The organism is Zafaria sp. Z1313 (assembly GCF_050563205.1).
In the GTDB taxonomy this organism is placed as follows: Bacteria; Actinomycetota; Actinomycetes; order Actinomycetales; family Micrococcaceae; genus JAZDCJ01.
In genome coordinates, this window is record NZ_JBNWUK010000008.1 from 112,134 (window position 1) to 132,857 (window position 20,724).

General features: G+C 71.9%; 22 protein-coding genes. 13 read left to right on the plus strand and 9 right to left on the minus strand.

Features of this window, described 5'->3' with window-relative positions:
- Position 1 precedes the first annotated feature (1 nt).
- Genes ACQ3I4_RS09985 through ACQ3I4_RS09995 form a run of 3 tightly spaced genes read left to right on the plus strand, consistent with a single transcriptional unit; the run spans position 2 to position 2,361 of the window.
- Positions 2-1,009, plus strand: a complete 1,008-nt coding sequence (locus ACQ3I4_RS09985) for a carbohydrate ABC transporter permease (protein ID WP_430633471.1) — start codon at positions 2-4, stop codon at positions 1,007-1,009.
- Positions 1,010-1,012: 3 nt separating this feature from the next.
- Positions 1,013-1,894 carry a carbohydrate ABC transporter permease gene (locus ACQ3I4_RS09990; RefSeq protein WP_430633472.1) on the plus strand — a complete coding sequence of 294 codons (882 nt, stop codon included), beginning with the start codon at positions 1,013-1,015 and terminating at the stop codon, positions 1,892-1,894.
- Positions 1,895-1,929: 35 nt separating this feature from the next.
- Positions 1,930-2,361, plus strand: a complete 432-nt coding sequence (locus tag ACQ3I4_RS09995; RefSeq protein WP_329862242.1) for a CoA-binding protein — start codon at positions 1,930-1,932, stop codon at positions 2,359-2,361.
- 5 nt (positions 2,362-2,366) lie between these two features.
- Here the strand turns inward: ACQ3I4_RS09995 and ACQ3I4_RS10000 are convergent, their stop codons facing one another.
- The gene (locus tag ACQ3I4_RS10000; protein ID WP_430633473.1) at positions 2,367-3,167 is read right to left on the minus strand and encodes a DUF1206 domain-containing protein; all 801 of its coding nucleotides are present in this window, start codon (positions 3,165-3,167) and stop codon (positions 2,367-2,369) included.
- Positions 3,168-3,190: 23 nt separating this feature from the next.
- Here ACQ3I4_RS10000 and ACQ3I4_RS10005 point away from each other — a divergent pair, with 23 nt between their 5' ends.
- The 3 genes from ACQ3I4_RS10005 (at position 3,191) to ACQ3I4_RS10015 (ending at position 4,738) form a co-directional block, all read left to right on the plus strand.
- Complete coding sequence (locus ACQ3I4_RS10005) at positions 3,191-3,598, plus strand: MmcQ/YjbR family DNA-binding protein (protein ID WP_329862240.1); 408 nt, start codon at positions 3,191-3,193, stop codon at positions 3,596-3,598.
- Between the two features lie 67 nt (positions 3,599-3,665).
- Positions 3,666-4,370 carry a tetratricopeptide repeat protein gene (locus ACQ3I4_RS10010; protein ID WP_430633474.1) on the plus strand — a complete coding sequence of 235 codons (705 nt, stop codon included), beginning with the start codon at positions 3,666-3,668 and terminating at the stop codon, positions 4,368-4,370.
- 47 nt (positions 4,371-4,417) lie between these two features.
- Complete coding sequence (locus ACQ3I4_RS10015; RefSeq protein WP_329862238.1) at positions 4,418-4,738, plus strand: putative quinol monooxygenase; 321 nt, start codon at positions 4,418-4,420, stop codon at positions 4,736-4,738.
- 150 nt (positions 4,739-4,888) lie between these two features.
- Here ACQ3I4_RS10015 and ACQ3I4_RS10020 read toward each other — a convergent pair whose 3' ends face one another.
- A complete protein-coding gene (locus ACQ3I4_RS10020; RefSeq protein WP_430633475.1) occupies positions 4,889-5,902 on the minus strand; it encodes a hypothetical protein in 1,014 nt (337 codons plus the stop codon).
- Positions 5,903-6,075: 173 nt separating this feature from the next.
- On the opposite strand from ACQ3I4_RS10020, the gene ACQ3I4_RS10025 reads away from it, so the two are divergent.
- The 3 genes from ACQ3I4_RS10025 to ACQ3I4_RS10035 all read left to right on the plus strand — a co-directional run bounded on the left by ACQ3I4_RS10025 (position 6,076) and on the right by ACQ3I4_RS10035 (position 10,332).
- Positions 6,076-7,581, plus strand: coding sequence for a DUF1990 family protein (locus ACQ3I4_RS10025; protein ID WP_430633476.1), 1,506 nt, complete (start codon positions 6,076-6,078; stop codon positions 7,579-7,581).
- A 100-nt stretch (positions 7,582-7,681) separates the two neighbouring features.
- Complete coding sequence (locus ACQ3I4_RS10030) at positions 7,682-8,674, plus strand: ABC transporter ATP-binding protein (RefSeq protein WP_329862235.1); 993 nt, start codon at positions 7,682-7,684, stop codon at positions 8,672-8,674.
- Complete coding sequence (locus ACQ3I4_RS10035) at positions 8,671-10,332, plus strand: ABC transporter permease (RefSeq protein ID WP_430633477.1); 1,662 nt, start codon at positions 8,671-8,673, stop codon at positions 10,330-10,332. The genes ACQ3I4_RS10030 and ACQ3I4_RS10035 overlap by 4 nt, the downstream gene beginning before the upstream one ends.
- Positions 10,333-10,441: 109 nt before the next feature.
- Here the strand turns inward: ACQ3I4_RS10035 and fmdA are convergent, their stop codons facing one another.
- From fmdA to purS, 6 genes are all read right to left on the minus strand, one after another.
- Entirely contained in the window at positions 10,442-11,701 is a 1,260-nt protein-coding gene (gene fmdA, locus ACQ3I4_RS10040) for a formamidase (RefSeq protein ID WP_329862233.1), read from the minus strand.
- Between the two features lie 97 nt (positions 11,702-11,798).
- The gene (locus ACQ3I4_RS10045) at positions 11,799-12,083 is read right to left on the minus strand and encodes an FmdB family zinc ribbon protein (RefSeq protein ID WP_329862232.1); all 285 of its coding nucleotides are present in this window, start codon (positions 12,081-12,083) and stop codon (positions 11,799-11,801) included.
- Positions 12,084-12,186: 103 nt separating this feature from the next.
- Entirely contained in the window at positions 12,187-12,831 is a 645-nt protein-coding gene (locus tag ACQ3I4_RS10050; protein WP_329862231.1) for an AmiS/UreI family transporter, read from the minus strand.
- 270 nt (positions 12,832-13,101) lie between these two features.
- Entirely contained in the window at positions 13,102-15,435 is a 2,334-nt protein-coding gene (gene purL / locus ACQ3I4_RS10055; RefSeq protein ID WP_329864220.1) for a phosphoribosylformylglycinamidine synthase subunit PurL, read from the minus strand.
- Complete coding sequence (gene purQ, locus ACQ3I4_RS10060) at positions 15,432-16,190, minus strand: phosphoribosylformylglycinamidine synthase subunit PurQ (RefSeq protein ID WP_329864218.1); 759 nt, start codon at positions 16,188-16,190, stop codon at positions 15,432-15,434. Before purQ ends, purL begins: the two co-directional genes overlap by 4 nt.
- Complete coding sequence (gene purS / locus ACQ3I4_RS10065; RefSeq protein WP_329864216.1) at positions 16,190-16,441, minus strand: phosphoribosylformylglycinamidine synthase subunit PurS; 252 nt, start codon at positions 16,439-16,441, stop codon at positions 16,190-16,192. Before purS ends, purQ begins: the two co-directional genes overlap by 1 nt.
- 122 nt (positions 16,442-16,563) lie before the next feature.
- Between purS and ACQ3I4_RS10070 the strand changes: the two genes are divergently transcribed.
- Positions 16,564-16,983: a YchJ family protein gene (locus ACQ3I4_RS10070; RefSeq protein WP_430633478.1), complete on the plus strand. Its 420-nt coding sequence runs from the start codon at positions 16,564-16,566 to the stop codon at positions 16,981-16,983.
- Between the two features lie 62 nt (positions 16,984-17,045).
- Here the strand turns inward: ACQ3I4_RS10070 and ACQ3I4_RS10075 are convergent, their stop codons facing one another.
- On the minus strand, positions 17,046-18,617 hold the full coding sequence (locus ACQ3I4_RS10075) for a Na+/H+ antiporter (RefSeq protein ID WP_430633479.1): 1,572 nt from the start codon (positions 18,615-18,617) through the stop codon (positions 17,046-17,048).
- A 350-nt stretch (positions 18,618-18,967) separates the two neighbouring features.
- Here ACQ3I4_RS10075 and ACQ3I4_RS10080 point away from each other — a divergent pair, with 350 nt between their 5' ends.
- The 3 genes from ACQ3I4_RS10080 to ACQ3I4_RS10090 form a co-directional block, all read left to right on the plus strand.
- Positions 18,968-19,153: a hypothetical protein gene (locus ACQ3I4_RS10080; RefSeq protein WP_430633480.1), complete on the plus strand. Its 186-nt coding sequence runs from the start codon at positions 18,968-18,970 to the stop codon at positions 19,151-19,153.
- A 15-nt stretch (positions 19,154-19,168) separates the two neighbouring features.
- Entirely contained in the window at positions 19,169-19,573 is a 405-nt protein-coding gene (locus ACQ3I4_RS10085) for a hypothetical protein (protein WP_430633481.1), read from the plus strand.
- On the plus strand, positions 19,566-20,724 hold a 1,159-nt coding region (locus ACQ3I4_RS10090), incomplete at its 3' end, for an IS256 family transposase (RefSeq protein ID WP_430633170.1). The genes ACQ3I4_RS10085 and ACQ3I4_RS10090, both read left to right, overlap by 8 nt.

A 20,724-nucleotide genomic window follows, 5' to 3' on the forward strand; every position in this document is an offset into this window, starting at 1 on the left:
CATGAGCACTCCCACCCCCACGCCGAACGACGCCGGGGCCCCCTCCCGCGCGCCGCTCGCCACGGCGCCGCGTCCGGAATCCCCGGGCCGCGGAAGCGGACCGAGGGCGAAGGACCCGGGCGAGCTGAAGCGGCAGGAGCGCCGCGACGGCTGGTCCCGCCGCCTGCCGCTGCTGCCCGCCCTGGTCTTCACGATCGTCGTCACCCAGCTGCCGTTCGTCCTGACCATCTGGTACTCGATGCGGTCCTGGAACCTGCTCCGCCCCGACGGCGACATCTTCGTGGGCCTGCAGAACTTCGTGGACATCTTCTCCGACTCCACCTTCCGCGGCGCCGCCCTGAACTCGATCCTCATCACGCTCGGATGCGTCGGCGCCTCGCTCGTGATCGGCACGCTCTTCGCCGTCCTCCTGGACCGGGACTTCAAGGGCCGCGGGATCGTCCGCACCCTGCTCATCACGCCCTTCCTGATCATGCCGGTGGCGTCCTCGATGCTGTGGGGCGTGTCCATGCTCAACCCCAGCTACGGCCTGCTGAACTGGGTGATCGGCCTCTTCGGGGCCGGCCCGATCGACTTCACCTCTCAGCACCCGCTGTTCTCCGTGATCATGGCCCTCGTCTGGCAGTGGACGCCGTTCATGATGCTGCTCGTCCTCGCCGGCCTCCAGGCCCAGCCGAAGGACGTGCTCGAGGCGGCCTCGATCGACGGCGCCGGCTGGGGCAAGACGTTCCTGTTCGTCACGCTCCCGCAGCTGCGCCGCTACATCGAGCTGGCCGTGCTGCTCGGCTCCATCTACGTCGTCAACACCTTCGACCAGATCTACCTGATGACCGCCGGTGGTCCCGGCACCGCGAGCGCGAACCTCCCCTTCTACATCTACCAGCGCGCCTTCCTGGGCTTCGACATCGGCCAGGCCGCCGCCATGGGCGTCGTCGTGGTCATCGCGACCATCGTCATCGCGACGTTCGCGCTCCGCTTGATCTTCCGCAGCTTCGAGGAGAAGGACTGACCCATGGCCACCACGATCGAAACTCCTGCCGCCCGCCCGGGCCCGGCCCCGGCGTCGTCCCCCTCCCGCCCCCGCAAGCGCAACGCGGGCCCCGCGCTCAGCGCCTTCACGTGGGTCCTCGCGCTCGTGTTCTTCGCGCCCGTCGCGTGGATGGTCATGACGTCCTTCAAGGAGGAGAACGCCGCGGCGTCCAACCCGCCGACCTTCTTCTTCACGCCCACCCTGGACCAGTACAAGGCCGTCCTCTCCACCGACGCCGCCCCGTACTTCCTGAACTCGCTCATCGCCACGGGCGTCTCCACGCTGCTCGTGATCCTGCTGGCCATCCCGGCGTCCTACGCCCTGAGCATCCGGCCCGTGAAGAAGACCTCCGACGTGCTGTTCTTCTTCATCTCCACCAAGATGCTCCCCGTGGTCGCCGTGATCATGCCGATCTACGTGATCTCCGGGCAGCTGCGCGTCCTGGACAACGTGTGGACCCTCGTGGTGCTCTACACGGCCATGAACCTGCCGATCGCCGTGTGGATGATGCGCTCGTTCTTCCTCGAGGTCCCCGGAGAGGTGCTCGAGGCGGCGTCGATGGACGGCGCCGGGCTGCTGAAGACCCTGCGCTCCGTGCTGATCCCCATGGTCACGCCCGGCATCGCCGCGACCGCGCTGATCTGCGTGATCTTCTCCTGGAACGAGTTCTTCTTCGCCCTGAACCTCACGGCCGCGCAGGCGGCGACCGTGCCCGTGTTCCTCATGGGCACCATGACGAGCGAGGGGTTGTTCCTGGCCAAGCTCTCCGCGGCCTCGGTGCTCGCGTCGCTGCCCGTGGTGCTCGCCGGCTGGCTGGCCCAGAAGCAGCTCGTGCGCGGCCTCTCGATGGGCGCGGTCAAGTAGTCCACCGGCCCGGGGCCGGGGAGTAGCGTGGTGGCATGAGCGATTCCACGCCGCACGTGAACGATCCGGAGCTGATCCATCGGCTCCTGACCACCCCGGCCCGCTGGGCGATCGTGGGGCTGTCCCCCCGGAGGGGCGTCGCCGTGCGCGTGTCCCGCATGATCCGCGACCAGCTCGGGATGCGGATCATCCCCGTCTCGCTCAAGGGCGACGCCGTGCACGGCGAGCCCGGCTATCGCCGGCTCGCCGACATCCCGGACCCGGTCGACGTCGTGGACTGCTTCGTGAACTCGCAGAAGGTCGGGGCCGTGGTCGACGACGCGATCGCGATCGGCGCGAAGGCCGTCTGGCTGCAGCTCGGCGTCGTCGACGAGGCGGCCGCGGCGCGGGCCAAGGCGGCCGGGCTCGACGTCGTCATGGACACGTGCCCGGCGATCGAGGCGCGCCGGCTCCGCCGCCGCGGCTAGACGGGTCAGTCCATCGTGTCGTAGCGCGAGCGGAACACCAGGTACACCCCGTAGGCGATCAGGCCGACGCCGATCGCCGCGAGTGCCGGGACCCCGAAGGACTGGTCGCGCACGGCCTTGAGCGCGCCGTCGATCCCGGTCGCGTCCTCGGGGTTGTGCTGCACGGTGGCCACGATGAACAAGAGCCCGAGCGCGCCCAGCACCAGGCCCTTGGCCGCGTAGCCCACGGCCCCCGTCGCCTCGATCGCCAGGTGGCGCTTCCGGCCGCCCGGGACGCGGAGGTCCTCCATGAACTTGCGGGTCACGCCCTTGTAGACGAAGTACACGCACATCCCCATCAACACCGCCCCGAGCGCGATCAACGCCACGCGCCCGAGGGGGTGACCCATGAGCTCGGCGCTCACGCTGCTCGCCGCCTCGCCGGAGTCGTCGCGCCCGCCGAGGGCGTAGCGCCCGAACGCCGTGCCGACGACGAGGAAGACGGCACCCGTCGCGGCGTCCTTGACGCGCTCCACCGCCCGGCCGCGGTCGAAGACGGCCTCGCCCACGTTCCACAGGCCCAGGAGCAGCGAACCCGCGGCGCCGGCCCACAGGAGCGCGGAGCCGAACGGCTGCTGGGCGAGCGCCTGCAGGGCGCCCGACTGGTCGGCGTCCGCCGAACCGCCGCCGGCCAGCACCAGCGCGAGGACGCCGATGACGCCGTGGAGGATCCCGTTCGCGACGTAGCCCAGGCGGGCCGCGCGCTCGAGCCAGGGGTGTCCCGCGGCCCGTCGGGCGGCGTCGGCGGCATTCGAAGGCGTGTCCATGACGCAAGCATAGGATGGCGCTCATGGACTACAAGACCCTGCGCGATGCCTGCCTGGCATTGCCCGGGGCGTTCGAGGACTTCCCCTTCGGCCCGGACACGGCCGTGATCAAGGTGCGCGGCCGCGCGGACGGGCCCGTGAAGATGTTCGCGCTGCTCTGGCCGCGCGAGGACGGCGCCGTCGTCAACCTCAAGTGCGAGCCGGCGCTCGCCGTGCAGCTGCGCGGTGCCCACCCCGAGATCACTCCCGGCTACCATATGAGCAAGAAGCACTGGAACACGGTGGACTGCACCGGAGTCGGTTCGCCCGGGGCCACGCTGACCGGACGCGACGTCCTCGACCTCGTCGAGGACTCCTACGACCTCGTGGTGGAGAAGCTGCCCGCCCCTTGCCGCGCCGCCCTCGGATTCCGCCGCGACGCCGGGCTCTGAGCCGGTTCGGACCCTGACCTTGTCCGGACTCTGACCGACCCCGGGCTGCTGGGCCTACCCTTGGATCATGCGCCAGGAACAGCTCGACGAACTCTGGGACTTCAACGATCCCCGCGCCAGTGAGGCCCGCTTCCGCGCCGCCGCCCATCACGCGTCCGGCGCGGAGCGGCAGGTCCTGCTCACCCAGGCCGCCCGGGCGCTCGGCCTGCAGGAGCGTTTCACGGAGGCGCTCGAGCTGCTGCAGGGCGTCGAGGACCACCTCGACTCCCGCGACGCTGCGCTGGGGCGTCAGGGCCGGGCGGAACTCTGGGCCCGCGTCCTCCTGGAACGCGGCAGGGTGCTGAACTCCTCCGGGGACCCGGGCGCCGCCGTCGTCCTCTTCGGGCAGGCGGCCGGCTACGCGAGCGCCACCGCGCCCTTCCTCGCCGCCGACGCGCTCCACATGCTCGCGATCGCCGACCCCGGCCGGGCGGCGCAGTGGACCGAGCGCGGGATCGCCGTCGCCGAGGCCGCCGACCCGCGCACCCGGCGCTGGACGGCCGCGTTCCTGAACAACTGGGCGTGGACGCTGTACGACGCCGGTGACAAGGCCGGCGCGCTCCGCCAGTTCCGGCGGGCCCTCCGCGAGGCACGCGAGCACGGCACCCCCGAGCAGGTCGACTACGCGCAGAAGGCCTACGAGCAGGTCCGGGCCGAGGCCGCCGCGGCCGCGGGATCGGCGGACTCCGGGGGCCGGACCGCGCCGCCCGGGCCGCCCGCGCCGGACGAGTAGGACGGCCCGCCGGGCCCCGCGCCGCCCCCGCCGGTTAGGGTGGGGGCATGATCTTCATCGTCGTGAAATTCCCCGTCAAGCCCGAGCACTCCGAGTCGTTCCTCGACGCCGTCGGCCCGTTCACGCGGTCCACGCGCGCCGAGGAGGGAAACCTCTGGTTCGAGTGGTCCCGCTCCGTCGAGGACCCGAATGAGTTCGTGCTGGTGGAGGCCTTCAAGGACGGCGCCGGCGAGGCGCACGTGAGCAGCGAGCACTTCGCCGCCGGCCTGGAGGCCATGCGCCCGCTGCTCGCCGCGACGCCGCGGATCGTCAGCCGGCAGGTCGACGGCGAGGGCTGGGACGCGATGGGCGAGCTCGAGGTCGGCTGACCCACCGCTGCAGTACTTCCCACGTCCCGGACCGCTCCCACGGCGTGTCGTCCCGACACGCCGTGGTTCCGGCAGCTCGGGCCGCTGGAACTGGGAGGCTTCGATGCCCGGGGCCTCGCCACCCCGCCCCGCCCGGCGCGCGAGCGGCCCCTAGCGTTCCTTCCAGACCGCTGTGAACGAGCCGTAGCCGCCGTCGACCCGGCACGTCCCGTCGATCCCGTACCCCGGAGGCAGCCCGTCGTGCCGGGCGCCGAGCTCCTTGAGATCGCACACGTACTTGCCCTTGACCCGGACGCGTGAGCCGGAGCGGGAATCGAAGTCCTCCGCGATCCGGGCCGTGTGGTAGACGTCGAGGACGGTCGCGCAGTCCACGTTGACGGCCTCGTAGATGAAGGACGACCCGGCGCACTCGACGGCCTGCGCGCGCTCCGGGTGGTAGTCGAGGGAGAGCATCATCGCCGTGATGTCGGCGTATTCCTGGCTTAAGGCGTACTCGCGAGCGGCGGCGAGCGCCGCCTCCTGCCGGTTCGCGCGCGCGTCTGCGCCGAGGTCCAGCACGCCCTGGAAGACGAGCGGCCCGGCGAGCTTGGGGTAGCCCTGGATCCCGCCGCCGAGCGGCACCCTTGCCCCGGGGGCGGCGGCCGCGGTCGCGGGGAGACCGGACGTGAGCCCGTAGACCGCGTCGCTGTCGCCGTTCGGGTGGGTCGTGAGGTCGAAGAGGACCTGCGCCTTGGACGCGTCGACGAGCAGTGGCACGCCCGTGGCCGGCACGGCGTCGACGGCCGTGAAGGAGGAACCCGGGAGCGCCTGGGACGTGAGGCCGCCGGGGTTCTGCTGCAGCACGGCCAGCTCGCGGCCGCCGGAATCGAGCACGCGGTAGGACGGGATGCCGGTCGTGGAGCTGCCCTGCTGCGCGGGGGCGCTCTGCACGCGCCAGTCCGTCCGGATCCGGAAGGACACGTCTCCGGCGTCGGTGGTCACGGTCTTCCACTCGCCCTCCGGCGAGGGGGCGGGCTTCTCCGTGGGGGCGGACGACGCCGGTGCCTGCTCGCTCTCGAACGCCTTGGGGAAGACGTCGCGGGCCATGTCGCATCCGGTCAGGGCCAGGGTCCCCGCCAGGGCGGCGGCCAACATCAGGGCCGCGGTGCGGCGTCGGTGGAGCATGCCACCAGCGTAGACGCGGAGCGGCCGCACGGGCCGTAACGATTCGGGACACGCGCCCCGGGCCCGTGCCGGCCCACGGCCCTCCGGACCCGCGCCCGCGCCCAACCGCCCAACCCTCGCGTCCAGCCGTCCAGCCGCCCCCCGGGCCCCACGTCCGGCGGTACGCTGGGCGCATGGACCCGCTGTCCCCGTTGCGCACCCGGCTCCGCTTGACCTTCTCCGGGCAGGCGGACGGCGTCCCGGCGTGGGAGGAGGCGCTCGCCGACGGCGACGACGCCGGCTTCTTCGCCCCGGATTCGGCGACGTGGGCCGTCCACGGCGGCATGACCCCGATCGCGGCCGGGATCCGTGCGCTCCTGGTCCAGGCCCTGCACCCGGGGGCGCTCGCCGGCGTCGCCGAGCATTCCGACTACCGCACGGATCCGCTGGCCCGCCTCGCCGGGACCATCCGCTGGATCTTCACGCTCACCTACGGCGATACGGGCGCCGCCCGCGCGGCGTGCGCGTACGTCCGCCGCCGGCACGGTCCGGTCACGGGCAGCTACGTCGACGGCACCGGGACGGAGAGGCCGTATGCCGCGAACGATCCGGGGCTGGCCGAGTGGGTGCACCTGGCGTTCACGGACGCGTTCCTGCGCAGCTACGAGCACTTCCGCGGCCCGGTGCCGGCCGATCGCGGCGGCGCGGACGCGTACGTGCGCGAGTGGGCGGTCGCGGGGGAGCTCATGGGGGTCGAGGACCCGCCGCGCAGCGAGGAGCAGCTGCGCGCGAGGCTGGCGGAGTACGACGCCGCAGGCCGGCTCGCGGGCGGGCCCCGCGTCCGGGAGGTGGTCGCCTTCCTCAAGGAGCCGCCGCTTGACCCCCTCCTGCTCCCGGGGTACCGGCTGCTGTTCGCCGCCGTCGTGGACACGCTGGACGAGCGGCAGCTGGAGCTGCTCGGGCTCGAGCGGCCGTCCGTGCGCCTGCCGCGCGGGCGCCGCGTGGGACTGCCGGCGCGATGGGGCGGCCGGCTCGCCCTGGCGGTGACCGGCGTCGTCCTGCAGAAGCAGGGGCCCAGCGAGCTCGCAGCGCTGCGCCGCCTCGCCCGGCTCGGGCGTCCCGCCGACTTGAACTATCCGGACCACGGCCACACGCGCACGGGCGAGGCCCCGCCGGGCTACCACGTCGTGCGCCGGCACGTCCGCGTCGGGCACGGGGAGGAGGCGTTCCGGCGGCTCGCCGAGGGGATCCTGGGCTGGGGGCTGCAGCGCGGCGCGGGCCTGGTGGTCGACGCCGAGCGGGAACGGGCGGCGCCGGGCGTGCGCGTCGTCTCCGGTTTCGGCGCGGGTCCGTTCCGCCTGCCCGCCCCGTGCCGCGTGCTCTGGGTCGAGGAGCCTCCCGCGGGTGCCGGTGGGCCGGCGTCAGGGCGGACGACGCCGGAGCCCGGCCCCGTGGCCGGAGCTGGCGGTTCCGTGGGCGCCGGCTTCGGCTATGGGACGCTGCGCGGGCATCCCGAGGCCGGCGAGGAGTCGTTCCGCGCCGTCCTGGACCCCGACGGCTCCGTCTACGTCGAGGTCTTCGCCTACAGCCGACCCGCCACTGTGGCGACGCGGCTCGGCGCGCCGGCGGCAGCCGCCGTCCAGCGCCTCGTCACGGACCGCTACGTGGCCGCCGCCTTCAGGCTCGCCGCGGGAGGATAGGCGCGCGGCCGTTGCCAGCCCGCGCTGGACGACGCCCCGCGGGTGGGCGATGCTGGCTGGTAACGGTCCGCACGACCCATCGGCAGCGGAGGTGGCGGGAATGGACGGGGTGGTCCACGTCGAGGGCCTGGTCAAGGCCTTCGGCTCCACGCGTGCCCTCGACGGGCTGGACCTTGCGGTCAGACCGGGCGAGATCCACGGGTTCCTGGGGCCCAACGGCTCCGGCAAGTCGACGACGATCAGGATCCTGCTGGGGCTGCTGCGCGCCGATGCCGGGACGGTGCGGCTCTTCGGGGCCGATCCGTGGCGGGACGCGGTCGCCCTGCACCGGCGGCTGGCCTACGTCCCGGGCGAGGTGACGTTGTGGCCGCGGCTGACCGGCGGCGAGGTGATCGACCTCCTGGGCCGGCTGCGCGGGGGCCTGGACCCGGTGCTGCGGGACCGCCTGCTCGCGGACTTCCAGCTCGATCCCGGCCGCCGGACCCGCAGCTACTCGAAGGGCAACCGGCAGAAGGTCGCGCTCGTCGCCGCCCTGGCGTCCGGGGCGGAGCTGCTCGTGTTGGACGAGCCCACCTCCGGGCTCGATCCGCTCATGGAGATCGTCTTCCAGGACGCCGTCCGCGAGGCGGCCGCACGCGGCGCGACCGTCCTGCTCTCGAGCCACATCCTCGGCGAGGTCGAGGCGCTGTGCACGCGTCTCACGATCATCCGCGAGGGGCGCACGGTGCAGTCGGGGTCCCTCGCCGAGCTGCGCCGGCTGACCCGCAGCGCGGTGGCCGTGCAGACGGAGGCCCCGGCGGCGGCGATCGCCGCGCTGCCCGGGGTCCACGGCGTGCACGAGGACGCCGGCCGGCTCCGCTTCACGGTCGACGACGGCGCCATGGAGTCCGTGGTCCGCGCCCTCGCCCGGCACGGGCTCGGCTCCCTGACGAGCACGCCGCCGAGCCTCGAGGAGCTCTTCGTCCACCACTACCGGGACGGGACGGACGACGCCGGGGCCCGGGCGCAGGCGGCTGGCGCCGGGAAGGACGATGCCGGGGTCGGGACGGAGGCGGTCGACGCGGCGACGGACGACGCCGGGAGGGCGCCGTGAGCACGGTCGCGGCGACCTCCGGCCGCCACCGCTCGGCCGGTCCTGCCGGGGACGGGCCGCTGGCCGGCGCAGGCCTCCTGCTGCGGGCGATGGCGCGCCGGGAGAGGTTCCGCGTCCCCGCATGGGCCCTGCTGCTGGCGGGCCTGACCGCCTACATCGCCGTCGCCGTCCCCGCGGTCTACTCCGAGCCGGGGGCCCTCGAGGCGCGCGGCTGGATCATGCGCGAACCCGCCGCGGCCCTCCTGGCCGGGCCGGGATTCGGGCTCGAGCACTACACCGTGCCGGTGATGCTCGCCAACGAGATGCTCGGCCTGACGATCGTCGCCGTCGCGGTCATGTCCCTGCAGCTCGTCGTCCGCCACACGCGTGCGGAGGAGGAGGCGGGGCGGACCGAGCTGCTCCGCGCCGCCCCCGTCGGCCGGGCCGCGCCGGCGGCGTCCGGCGTCGTCCTCCTCACCGGGGCCAACGCCCTCATCGGCGCGACCATGGCCGCCGCCCTCGCCGGCCTGGGATTCGGCCTGGCCGACTCGATCGCCTACGGGGCCGCGCTGGCCGCCGGCGGGATGGTGTTCGGGGCCGTGGCCGCGGTGACCGCCCAGCTGACGGAGAGCGCCAGGACCGCGGCGGGGACGGCCGGGGCGGTCCTGCTCGCCGCCTACGTCCTGCGTGGGCTCGGCGACGCGCAGCAGGCCGGCGGCGGTCCCTTGTCCTGGGCGTCTCCGATCGGATGGCTGCAGCAGAGCCGGGTCTACGTCGAACTGCGCTGGTGGCCGCTGCTGCTGACCCTCGGCCTCGCCGTGGTGCTGCTCGCCGCCGCGCACGCGCTCTCCGTCCGCCGGGACCTCGGTGCCGGCCTGCTCCCGGCCCGCCGCGGCCGGACCCGGGCCACGGTGTTCGGCAGGACGCTGCCCGGACTGGCCCTGCGCGGCGAGCGGTGGCGCATCCTGTGGTGGCTCGTCGCAGTCTCCGTCCTCGCCGTGCTGTGCGGGGCCCTCGCGGAGGCCGTCGTCGAGGAGTTCCGGGTCCAGCCGGATTTGCTGCGCCTGCTCGGCGAGGAGGGCGGGCAGGACCTGGTGCGGCAGACCATGGCGTTGTTCCTGAAGTTCTTCGCGATGGCCGTGGCCGTCTACGCGGGGACCGCAGCGCACGCGCTCCGCGCCGACGAGGACGCCGGGAGGACCGAGCTGCTCCTCGCCGGGGCGGTGCGCCGGCCCTCCGTCCAGGCGGCGCCGCTCGTGCTTTCCGTGCTGGCCTCGGGCGTGCTGCTGCTGGCCGCCGGCGCCGGGCTCGGGGCCGGGGCGGCATCGGTCCTCGGCCCCGGGGCCGCCACGGAGATGGCCGCCGCCGCGTTGGCGTATTGGCCGCTCGCGGCCTGCTGGACCGCGGCCGCGCTGCTCCTGCACGCCCTGTCCCGTTCCGGCCTCTGGCTGTGGGTTCCCCTCGGGACCGCGATGCTCGTCGGACTCTACGGTCCGCTCATGGACCTGCCGCCCGCGGTCCTCGACGCCGAGCCGTTCGGGGCGATGGGCGTGGACGGATTCGGCACGGCGGGCACCGCGGTCCTCGGGGCCGGCGTCGTGGCCGTGGTCCTGGCCGCCGCGGCCCTCGCGGCGTTCCGGCGCCGGGACGTGCCGGCGGAGCTCGGCGGCACGAGGTGAGGGTGTCTCTGGGCGGGCGCCGGCGCGACGCCGCTGAACTCCGAAGGTGTTCCGAATCCGCAGGTGGATTCGGAACACCTTCGTGGGAGCTCCACCGCTTGCGGAGGCCTCAGACGACGTTGGCCGCCTTGGGCGCCCCGATCCCCGGGTCCACCTGGTACGGTCCCGAGGCCGACGGGCGCACGTCGAACCCGAAGATCGCCGTCGGGATGTACACCGTGGAACACGAGTTCGGGATGTCCACCACCCCGGACAGGCGGCCCTCGATCGGCGCCGCGCCGAGGATCAGGTACGCCTGCTCCGGCGAGTACCCGAACTTCACGAGGTAGTCGATCGCGTGCAGGCACGCCCGCTGGTAGGACAAGTGCGAGTCCAGGTAGCGTTGCTCGCCGTCGAGCGTCACCGAGGTGCCCGAGAACGCGAGCCACTCGCTGAAGCGCGGATCCACCCGGCCCGGCATGAAGATGGCGTTCTCGCTCACGCCGTAGGTCTCCATGCCGCCCTTGATGACGTCCACGCGCAGGTCCATGAACCCGCCCATCTCGATGGCTCCGCAGAACGTGATCTCGCCGTCGCCCTGGGAGAAGTGGAGGTCGCCCATGGACAGGTTGGCGCCGTCCACGAACACCGGGTAGAACACCCGGGTGCCCTTGGACAGGTTCTTGATGTCCTGGTTGCCGCCGTTCTCACGCGGTGGCGCCGTCCTGGCCGCCTCCGCGCCGACGCGCGCCCACTCCTCGCGCGGCAGGCCGCCGAGGACCGCATGCTCGCCCTCGGGAGGCAGCGCGAGCGGCGGGACCCGGTTCGGGTCGGTGGCGATGAGGTCGCCCTCGCGCTTGTTCCACTTGGCCAGCAGCTCCGCCGACGGGGCCGTGCCCATCAGGCCGGGGTGGATCAGGCCCTCGAAGGCGACCTCCGGGATGTGCCGCGACGTCGCGACCTGGCCCGTGAAGTCCCAGATCGCCTTGTACGCGTCGGGGAACTGGTCGGTGAGGAATCCGCCGCCGTTGTTCTTCGAGAAGATGCCGGTGTAGCCCCAGCCCTGGCCCGCGAGCGGTCCGGAGTCCTCCTGCGGGATGGCCCCGACGTCGAGGATGTCGACGACGAGCAGGTCGCCCGGCTTGACGCCCTCCACGGCGAACGGGCCCGAGAGCTTGTGCACCGTCAGGAGCGGGGCGTTGAGGATGTCGTCGGCCGAATCGTCGTTGACGATCGCGCCGTCGAACCATTCTCGGCAGTCCACCCGGAAGGTGTCGCCCGGCTTGAGCGTGGCCACGGGCGGGATCTCCGGGTGCCACCGGTTGTGTCCGAGTTTCTCCTGGTCCTCGAACTTCTTGCTGGAATCGAGAGGGAAAATGACGTCTGGCATCGTTCTTCTCCTTGCAGCGATGTCGTGATGGGGATGAAGGGCTTGTCGGAGGGATACGGATCCGCCGCCGGTCTCCCGGCGGCGGGAGAAGGCCCCGTCAGGAACGGGGCAGTTTCTGGTGCAGGGGGTTCGAGGTGTAGCGGGGCGCCCGGCGCCCGGCGCCCGGAAGGGACGTGACGACGTCGGGCTCGTGGGCGCTGCGCTCGGCCCGGTCGATCAACCCGAAGGCCGCCGAACCGCCAATCGAGAGGCGGGGGACTCCCATGCGACGACGCGCGGGTCCCCCGCAGCAGGGGCAGTCGACGACGTCGGGGGCGGAGGCCATGCTGAACGACGCCTCGGTGCTGGTCCCCTCGGGGCAGCGGAACTCGTAGAGCGGCATGGCCGCGGACTCCTTTCCTCGGATCGCCGACGGGCATGGCCGGGGCTGCGTGGCCCGGCCCCCGCGCTTCGGCGTGGCGTGTGCGTGGGTCAGGGGTAAGTGGTCAGGAGGCGCCTCCCTGGGCGGCGGCCGCGGTGCTGTCGCCGGAAGCCGGGCTGCCCGCCCCGCGCCGGCCCGCGGCGAGGGCACCGACGAGGGCGACCGCGCCGACGACGGCGAGGACCGTGGCCCACATGGCGGTGCTCTGGAACTGGCCCGTGAGCAGCAGCAGCGCGGGAATCGTGGCGGTGATGTGGGCGACGACGACGGTGAACCACCCGGTGGCGGTGGTCAGCGCATCCATCTTCAGGCCCAGGAGCAGGAAGAACAGGAGCCAGAGGACGGCCCACAGGAGCCAGATCACGCCGAAGACCGGATCTCCGACGAGCGTGAACTGGACGTAGCCCATGACGGCGGCGACGACGGCCACGAACAGCGAGAACCAGCCGAGGCCGGCCCCGTCGAGGTCGAACGTGATGTCGAGGGCGACATAGAGGTAGGTGAATCCGAAGAGGTACAGGCCGGACGCGCCGAGGATCACCGCTGGATCGCCGCCGGACTGGCTGATGATGATCGTCGGGAACACCACCTGCATGACCCCGACGAAGAAGTTGATGGGGGCCGCCGCCTTGGCGGGGACCTTTCCCAGAAGCATGAGGCCGTTCAGGAAAAGGACGGCCCCGACATACAACAGACCAACACTGCCCATTGAGTTCTCTCCTTTGAGAACCCGCGCCGAAGCCGTTGCCGGTGGAGTAAGACTTGCAACTCACCGCCCACGGCCTGTGGTGCGGGATCGGCTGGTCCTTCCACGCTATCCCCGGTGAATGGCATTCACAATGCTTGACGGGGGCCGTTGTGGAATGCCGCAGCGGGGCCGGCGCACCGCCCGGAAACGGCGGCGAGCGCGCCACCCGGAGGGGGTGGCGCGCTCGCGGCGGTGGCCCGGGGGCCCGGCGACAAGCCGGGCCGTGTGGGCTCAGAAGTACTTCGGCAGCGTGCCCTCGTGCGCCTCGCGCAGCTCGGCGACCGGCACGGTGAACAGCCCCTGCACCTCGAGCGCGTCCGCCTGCGCGTCGACGACGCCGAGGCGCACCACGGGGTAGCCGCGGGCGCCGACCATGTCGTTGAAGCGGACTTCCTCCGAGCGCGGGACCGCGACGACGGCGCGGGCCTGCGTCTCGGAGAACAGCGCCGTGAACGCGTCGATCCCGTCGCGCTCGCACAAGTCGTCCAGCGCCACCCGGGCGCCGGTGCCGTAGCGCAGCACCATCTCGGACAGGGCCGCCGCGAGGCCGCCTTCGGAGAGGTCGTGCGCCGCGTCGATCATGCCGTCGCGCGAGGCGTTGACGAGCAGCTCGCCGAGCAGCTTCTCCGCGGCCAGGTCCACGCGCGGCGGAACGCCGCCGAGGTGCCCGCGCAGGTTCGCGAACTCGGAACCGTCCAACTCGTCGCGCGTGGCGCCCAGCAGGTACACGGCCTGGCCGTCGGCGTCGGCGCGCCAGCCCGAGGGTGTGCGGCGGGCGACGTCGTCGAAGCGGCCCAGCACCGCGACCACGGGGGTCGGGTGGATCGGGGTGGTTCCCGTCTGGTTGTAGAGGGAGACGTTGCCGCCGGTGACCGGGACGCCGAGCTCCATGCACGCGTCGGAGAGGCCGCGGATGGCCTCCGCGAGCTGCCACATGACGTCCGGGTCCTCGGGCGAGCCGAAGTTCAGGCAGTCGGAGACCGCCATCGGCACGGCGCCCGTGGTCGCGACGTTGCGGTACGCCTCGGCCAGCGCGAGCTGCGCGCCCTGATAGGGATCGAGGTAGGTGTAGCGGCCGTTGGCGTCCGTGGCCAGGGCCACGCCCAGGCCCGTCTCCTCGTCGACGCGGACCACGCCGGCGTCGTCCGGGGCGGACAGCGCGGTGTTGCCGCCGACGTAGCGGTCGTACTGGTTGGTGATCCAGTCCTTGCTGCACATGTTCGGCGAGGCGATCAGCTCGAGCAGGGCCGCGCGCAGCTCGTCGCCCGAGGCAGGGAGGGAGGCCCCGGCGTCGGAATCCCGGAAGGAGTCCGCCTGCAGCGGGTCCTGCCACTCCGGGCGGGCGTACGGGCGGTCGTAGACCGGGCCCTCGTGCGCCACCGTGCGGGGATCGACGTCGACGATGACCTCGCCGTTCCAGGTGATGACCAGGCGGCCGGTGTCGGTGACCTCGCCGAGCCACGAGTACTCCACGGCCCACTTCTCCATGACGGCCTCGAACGCCTCGACGTTCTCCGGCGACACGACGGCCATCATGCGTTCCTGGGACTCGGACATCAGGATCTCGCCCGGGGTCAGCGTGGGATCGCGCAGCAGCACGCTGGTCAGCTCCACCTCCATGCCGCCGTCGCCGTTGGAGGCCAGCTCCGAGGTGGCGCAGGAGATGCCCGCGGCGCCGAGGTCCTGGATGCCCTCCACGAGCGAGCCCTTGAAGAGCTCCAGGCAGCACTCGATGAGCACCTTCTCCGCGAACGGGTCCCCGACCTGGACGGCGGGGCGCTTGGACGGCTTGGTGTCGTCGAAGGACTCCGAGGCCAGCACGGAGGCCCCGCCGATGCCGTCGCCGCCCGTGCGGGCGCCGAACAACACCACCTTGTTGCCCTGGCCGGAGGCGTTGGCCAGGCGGATGTCCTCGTGGCGCATGACGCCCACGGCCAGCGCGTTGACGAGCGGGTTGCCCTGGTAGACGGAGTCGAAGACCATCTCTCCGCCGATGTTCGGCAGGCCCAGCGAGTTGCCGTAGCCGCCGATCCCGGCGACGGCGCCGTGCATGACGCGCGCGGTGTCCGGGTGGTCGATCGCGCCGAAGCGCAGCGGGTCCATGACGGCTACGGGGCGGGCGCCCATCGAGATGATGTCGCGCACGATCCCGCCGATGCCGGTCGCCGCGCCCTGGTAGGGCTCCACGAACGACGGCGAGTTGTGGGACTCGATCTTGAAGGTCACGGCCCAGCCGTCGCCCAGGTCGGTGACGCCGGCGTTCTCGCCGATGCCCACGAGCATGTGCTTCTTCATCTCCTCGGTCACCTTGTCGCCGAACTGGCGCAGGTGGTTCTTGGAGGACTTGTAGGAGCAGTGCTCGGACCACATGACGGAGTACATGGCCAGTTCGGCGGCGGTCGGCCGGCGGCCGAGGACCTTGACGATCTCGTCGAACTCGTTGCGCTTCAGGCCCAGCTCGGCCCAGGGCAGCTCGGTGTCCGGGGTCCCGGCGGCGTGCTCGACCGTGTCGATGTTGAACTGGCGCTGATCGGCCTGCGTGCCGGTGGTCTCTGCGGCGCTCACTTGGTGCCTCCAACAAGGGTGCTCAGGACGGAGGTGAAGAAGCCCAGCCCGTCGGTTCCGGTGTGGTCGGGCCCGTAGCCCGCCTCCACGGCGTGCTCGGGGTGCGGCATCAGGCCCACGACGTTGCCGGCGGCGTTGGTGATGCCGGCGATGCCGCGGCGGGAGCCGTTGGGGTTCCAGCCGACGTAGCGGAACGCCACGCGGCCCTCGGCCTCGAGGGCGTCGAGCGTCTTCTCGTCGGCGACGTACTGGCCGTCCTGGTTCTTCAGGACGATGCTGATCTCCTGGCCCTCGGCGTACTGGTTGGTCCAGGCGGTCCGGTTGTTCTCGACGCGCAGGACCTGGTCCCGGCAGAGGAACTTCAAGTGGTCGTTCTTGATCATCGAGCCCGGCAGCAGATGGGATTCGGTGAGGATCTGGAAGCCGTTACAGATGCCGAGCACGGGCAGCTTCGCGTCGGAGTTCGCGGCGTCGATGATCCGCCCCATCATGGGGGCGAAGCGGGAGATGGCGCCGGCGCGCAGGTAGTCGCCGTAGGAGAAGCCGCCGGGGATGACCACGGCGTCGACGTCCTGCAGGGACTCGTCGGCGTGCCAGAGGGAGACGGACTCGGCGCCGGCGAGGCGCACGGCCCGGGCCGCGTCGCGGTCGTCGAGGGTGCCGGGGAACGTGACGACGCCGATGCGCGCGCCGCCGAGCGGGGCGCCCTCGGGCCGCGAGTAGTCGCCGATCAGGGGGAGGTCCGCGGTGCTCATCAGTCGGCGACGACCTCGACCTTGACCACGTCTTCGATGACGGGGTTGGACAGGAGGGTCTCGGCGGCGTTGCGGGCCTGCTCGAGGATCGCCTCGGTGACCTCGCCCTCGACGGTCAGCTCGAAGCGCTTGCCCTGGCGGACGCCGGAGAAGGCGTCGAAGCCGAGGCGGGGGAGGGCGCCCACGATGGCCTTGCCCTGGGGGTCCAGGATTTCGGGCTTGGGCATGACATCAACAACGATCCGGGGCATCCGGGGACTCCTGTGCGCGAGGGTGGGTTAGACGCCCGCGGAGGTGCCGTCTCACGCCGGGTGGCGGCGCTCCGCGTGCTTGCCGCACCAGTCTACCGGGTGCCGGAGCTACTGTTGGGTCCATGGATCTCCGCGACGTGGACCGGTGCCCGTGCCTCGGCGGCGAGGCCTACGGGGAGTGCTGTGGACGGTTCCATGCCGCGCTCCGGGACGGCTCGCGGCGCGAGGGGGCGTGGCCCGCGACGGCCGAGGCGCTCATGCGCTCGCGCTACAGCGCGTTCGCCGTCGGCGACGTCGAGTACCTGCTGGCGAGCTGGCATCCCTCCACGCGACCCGCGGAGCTCGAACTCGATGCGGAGCTTCAGTGGCGTCGCCTGGACATCGTCGGCACCGCGGCCGGCGGGCCGTTCGACGCCGAGGGGGTCGTCGAGTTCGCGGCCCACTACCGCGGGCCCGGTGGGCGCGGAGTGCAGCGCGAGCGCAGCCGCTTCCGGCGCGAGGACGGCCGCTGGCTCTACCTCGACGGCGACGCCGAGGACTGATTGCGCCGGGGGATTCCGACGCCGGAGCACGCGGGCGGGTGCCGGGGATGCCGATCCGCGGTTCAGCGCTCGAGCGTCACCGTGCGCAGGTCGAGCCGGCGCAGCACGCGGTCGGCGGCCTCGGGGTCCATGCCGGGTTGCTTCCGCGCGACGAGGACTTCCTGCCGGGCGGCGTCGAGGGCCTCCCGCTGGACCTGGTCCATGACCTGCAGGAGCGAGCGGATCTTGAGCATCTTCTCCGGATCGTCCTCGGCATCGCTCTCGAGGAGCGTGTGCAGGGAGGACATCCGCTTGGCCAGCGCTGCGCGGCGCTCGGGCGGTAGCTGCTGCGCCGCCGTCGAGCGCTTGACGGCCTCGAGGGCCACGCGCTCCGCGCGACGAGCCAATTGCCGTTCCTGGCGTTCGAGCTGCGCGTGGTCGTCCGGCAGCTTGAGCCAGCGCATGAGCGCCGGCAAGGTCAGGCCGGGGCCGACGAGCGTCACGAGGAGCACGGCGCACGCGGCCGCGATGATGAAGTTCCGGTGCGGGAACGGATCGCCGGACGCCGTCGTCTGCGGCAGTGCGAGCGCGAGCGCGAGGGTCGCGAGGCCGCGCATGCCGCACCAGGTCAGGACGAGGACCTCCTTGAGCGATCCGGGCGTCTTGTTCTTCCGCTCGGTCCCGCCGAGCTTGAAGATCGCCATCATCCAGGCGAAGCGCACCAGCAGCACCGCCGCGCAGACCACGGCGAGGCCGGGGATGAAGCCCAGGATGTCCCGGCCCTCGTCCTCGATCACGTAGCGCATCTCCACGCCGACCAGGCCGAACGCGACGCCCGTGGTGAGCAGCTCCACGACCTCCCAGTAGGACGTGCGCGTCAGGCGCTCCTCGGAGTCCTGCGGGCGGGCGCGGCGGCCGAGCTCGAGGGCGGTGACGACGACGGCGACGACGCCGGAGCAGTGGACCTCCTCGGCGAGGAGGTAGACGGCGTAGGGGGCCACGAGCGTCGCGGCCGAGCGGGCCACGAGGTTGGGTACGAACCGGGTCACGGCGCCGATGAGCCACGCCATGGCGAGGCCGAGCACCACGGCGCCGGCGGCGCCGAGCAGGAAGCCGGGGACGATCTCCCAGCCGACGTCGCCTCCGCTGACCGCCGCCGCGACGGCGGCCTGGAAGATGACGATCGCGATCGCGTCGTTGAACAGGCCCTCGGTCTGCAAGGTCGCCACGAGCTTGCGCGGCATGTTGACCTTGCCGGCCACCGATTCGACGGCGACGGGGTCCGGCGGGGCGACGATCGCCCCGAGCGCGATCGCCGCGGGCAGGCTCAGCGCGGGAACCAGCCACCACGTCAGCCCGGCCACCGCGGCGACCGTCACGGCGACGAGCAGCACGGCGAGCAGGACCAGGCTCCGCCAGCGCAGGCGGAACACCGACCACGAGCTGCGCTGCGCCGCCGCGTAGAGCAGCGGCGGCAGGAAGAGCGGCAGGATCAGCTCCGGCTCGATGTGGATCTCCGGAATGAACGGCAGGAACGCGACCGAGGCGGAGAAGACGAGCATGAGCACCGGATAGGGCAGCCGAATGCGCTCGCCGATGCCGACCACCAGGACAGTGCCGAACAACAGGCCGACGACCAGGATCATGAACTCCATGTGGGAACCCCCTCGGGGTAGATCCTCCCACGCGGGGCTGTGCGCCGAAGAGGTCCCGAAGTCGGGAGCACCGAAAGCATCAAGTAGCCCTTATCCGATTGCTTGGTGAAAAAAGTGCTTGACGGGGTGGGTTGCTGGGGTGTGTGATGTCGCTGAGTCATTCGCTTGGTTTTCCCGGCCCGCTGTTCTGGCGGGCCGTTCCGGTACTCGTGGGGGGTTCTGCCGTGGTCTCTTTCCCTGTTCGCGCGCGCGGTTTTTCGACGTCTGCCGTGGCTTCGCTTGCCGTGTGGTCGTTGCTGGGGGCGGGTTTGGTTCCCGCGGTGGCGGCGCCGCTCGTGTCGGATCCGCCCGTGGAGCAGGGGGCGGCCGTGGAGCAGGTGTCCTCGAGGCCTGATGCGGTCTCGGCGCAGGTGACGGCGCGGGCGACGGGGCAGCGGGTGGAGGATCTCTCCCAGCGCACGGAGACCTCGCAGGTCTTCGCTACCCCCGAGGGGACATGGATCCTCGAGGGTTTCTCAGCGCCGGTGTTCCGGTAGGCGGAGGACGGGTCGATGGTCCCGATCCCTGACACTGCGGGCTTCACCTCCTCCGGTGCGGCGTTCACGGGCGCGGGGGCGCGGTTGACGGTCTCGGAGGGCGCGGAGCCGGGGCCGGATGGTTCGGTGGCGTTGGTGGAGTTGGAGGGCACCGGGGAGAGGGCCGGGCAGTCGATGACCCTGGGCTGGGAGGGTCCGCTGCCGGAGCCGGTGTTCGAGGACGGGCAGGCGGTCTTCGATGAGGGCGTGGAGGTCCCGGTCGAGGCCCCTGCCGACGCCGTAGCGGACGACGCCGCGCCGGCGGGCGCCGTGGACGAGGCCCCGGCCCTGGCCGAGGAGGGGGAGTGTCAGACGAACGGTGTATCTGGTCCTGGCCTGACCGAAAGGAAAGGCGATGACCGATGTCATCGAGATGATTGATCCTGTGACGGGAGAGATCATCGATCAGCAGCAGATCGCGGAGCAGCTGCTCGCGGAAGCGAAGGAGAAGGGCGTCAGCCTGGTCGGCCCGGACGGGCTGCTCGCCGGGCTAACGAAGCGGGTGCTGGAGACTGCGCTCGAGGTCGAGATGACCGAGCACCTCGGTTATGACAAGCACCAGCCCAGCACCGGCGAGAATGCCCGTAACGGGACGCGGGCGAAGACCGTGATGACCGAGGTCGGTGCAGTGCAGATCGACGTTCCCCGGGATCGTGAGGGGTCGTTCCAGCCGAGGATCGTGCGCAAGCGGCAGCGTCGGCTGGACGGGATCGACGAGATCGTGCTGTCATTGACCGCGCGCGGGCTCACGACCGGTGAGGTCGCGGCGCACTTCGACGATGTCTACGGAGCCAGCGTCTCGAAGGACACGATCTCGAAGATCACCGACAAGGTGATCGAGGAGATGACCGAGTGGCAGAACCGTCCGTTGGACCGCGTCTACCCGGTGGTGTTCATCGACGCGATCGTCGTGAAGGTGCGGGACGGGCAGGTGCGCAACAAACCGTTCTACGTCGCCGTCGGCGTCACCACGGGCGGGGAACGCGACATCCTCGGGATCTGGGCCGGCGACGGTGGTGAGGGCGCGAAGTTCTGGCTCGGCGTGCTCACCGAGATCAAGAACCGCGGCGTCGAGGACGTCTGCATCGTCGTCTGCGACGGGCTGAAAGGCCTCCCGGACGCGATCAACACGACGTGGGAGCTGACGACGGTGCAGACATGCATCATCCACCTGATCCGCAACACGTTCAAATACGCGTCGCGGAAGTACTGGGACCAGATCGCCCGCGACCTCAAGCCGGTCTATACCGCCGTCAACGAAGCTGTCGCGAGGGCCAGGTTCGAGGAGTTCGCCGAGAAGTGGTGCACCATGTATCCCGCGATCCGGCAGCTCTGGGAGAACGCATGGGCGGAATTCATCCCGTTTCTGGACTACGACGTCGAGATCCGCCGCATCATCTGCTCCACGAACGCGATCGAGTCGCTCAACGCCCGCTACCGGCGCGCCGTCCGTGCCCGCGGGCACTTCCCCAACGACGCTGCCGCGCTGAAATGCCTGTATCTCGTGACCCGGTCGCTTGACCCGACGGGGC

Bases quoted from the DNA above. Each gene is read 5' to 3' on its own strand.
- ACQ3I4_RS10005 (WP_329862240.1), top strand. From the start codon at position 3,191: ATGGACTACAAGACCCTGCGCGATGCCTGCCTGGCATTGCCCGGGGCG.
- ACQ3I4_RS09985 (WP_430633471.1), top strand. From the start codon at position 2: ATGAGCACTCCCACCCCCACGCCGAACGACGCCGGGGCCCCCTCCCGC.
- ACQ3I4_RS10020 (WP_430633475.1), bottom strand. From the start codon at position 5,902: ATGCTCCACCGACGCCGCACCGCGGCCCTGATGTTGGCCGCCGCCCTG.
- ACQ3I4_RS10045 (WP_329862232.1), bottom strand. From the start codon at position 12,083: ATGCCGCTCTACGAGTTCCGCTGCCCCGAGGGGACCAGCACCGAGGCG.
- purS (WP_329864216.1), bottom strand. From the start codon at position 16,441: ATGCCCCGGATCGTTGTTGATGTCATGCCCAAGCCCGAAATCCTGGAC.
- ACQ3I4_RS10085 (WP_430633481.1), top strand. From the start codon at position 19,169: ATGGTCCCGATCCCTGACACTGCGGGCTTCACCTCCTCCGGTGCGGCG.
- ACQ3I4_RS10010 (WP_430633474.1), top strand. From the start codon at position 3,666: ATGCGCCAGGAACAGCTCGACGAACTCTGGGACTTCAACGATCCCCGC.
- ACQ3I4_RS10015 (WP_329862238.1), top strand. From the start codon at position 4,418: ATGATCTTCATCGTCGTGAAATTCCCCGTCAAGCCCGAGCACTCCGAG.
- purQ (WP_329864218.1), bottom strand. From the start codon at position 16,190: ATGAGCACCGCGGACCTCCCCCTGATCGGCGACTACTCGCGGCCCGAG.
- ACQ3I4_RS10050 (WP_329862231.1), bottom strand. From the start codon at position 12,831: ATGGGCAGTGTTGGTCTGTTGTATGTCGGGGCCGTCCTTTTCCTGAAC.
- ACQ3I4_RS09995 (WP_329862242.1), top strand. From the start codon at position 1,930: ATGAGCGATTCCACGCCGCACGTGAACGATCCGGAGCTGATCCATCGG.
- fmdA (WP_329862233.1), bottom strand. From the start codon at position 11,701: ATGCCAGACGTCATTTTCCCTCTCGATTCCAGCAAGAAGTTCGAGGAC.
- ACQ3I4_RS09990 (WP_430633472.1), top strand. From the start codon at position 1,013: ATGGCCACCACGATCGAAACTCCTGCCGCCCGCCCGGGCCCGGCCCCG.
- ACQ3I4_RS10070 (WP_430633478.1), top strand. From the start codon at position 16,564: ATGGATCTCCGCGACGTGGACCGGTGCCCGTGCCTCGGCGGCGAGGCC.
- ACQ3I4_RS10000 (WP_430633473.1), bottom strand. From the start codon at position 3,167: ATGGACACGCCTTCGAATGCCGCCGACGCCGCCCGACGGGCCGCGGGA.
- ACQ3I4_RS10025 (WP_430633476.1), top strand. From the start codon at position 6,076: ATGGACCCGCTGTCCCCGTTGCGCACCCGGCTCCGCTTGACCTTCTCC.
- ACQ3I4_RS10075 (WP_430633479.1), bottom strand. From the start codon at position 18,617: ATGGAGTTCATGATCCTGGTCGTCGGCCTGTTGTTCGGCACTGTCCTG.
- ACQ3I4_RS10030 (WP_329862235.1), top strand. From the start codon at position 7,682: ATGGACGGGGTGGTCCACGTCGAGGGCCTGGTCAAGGCCTTCGGCTCC.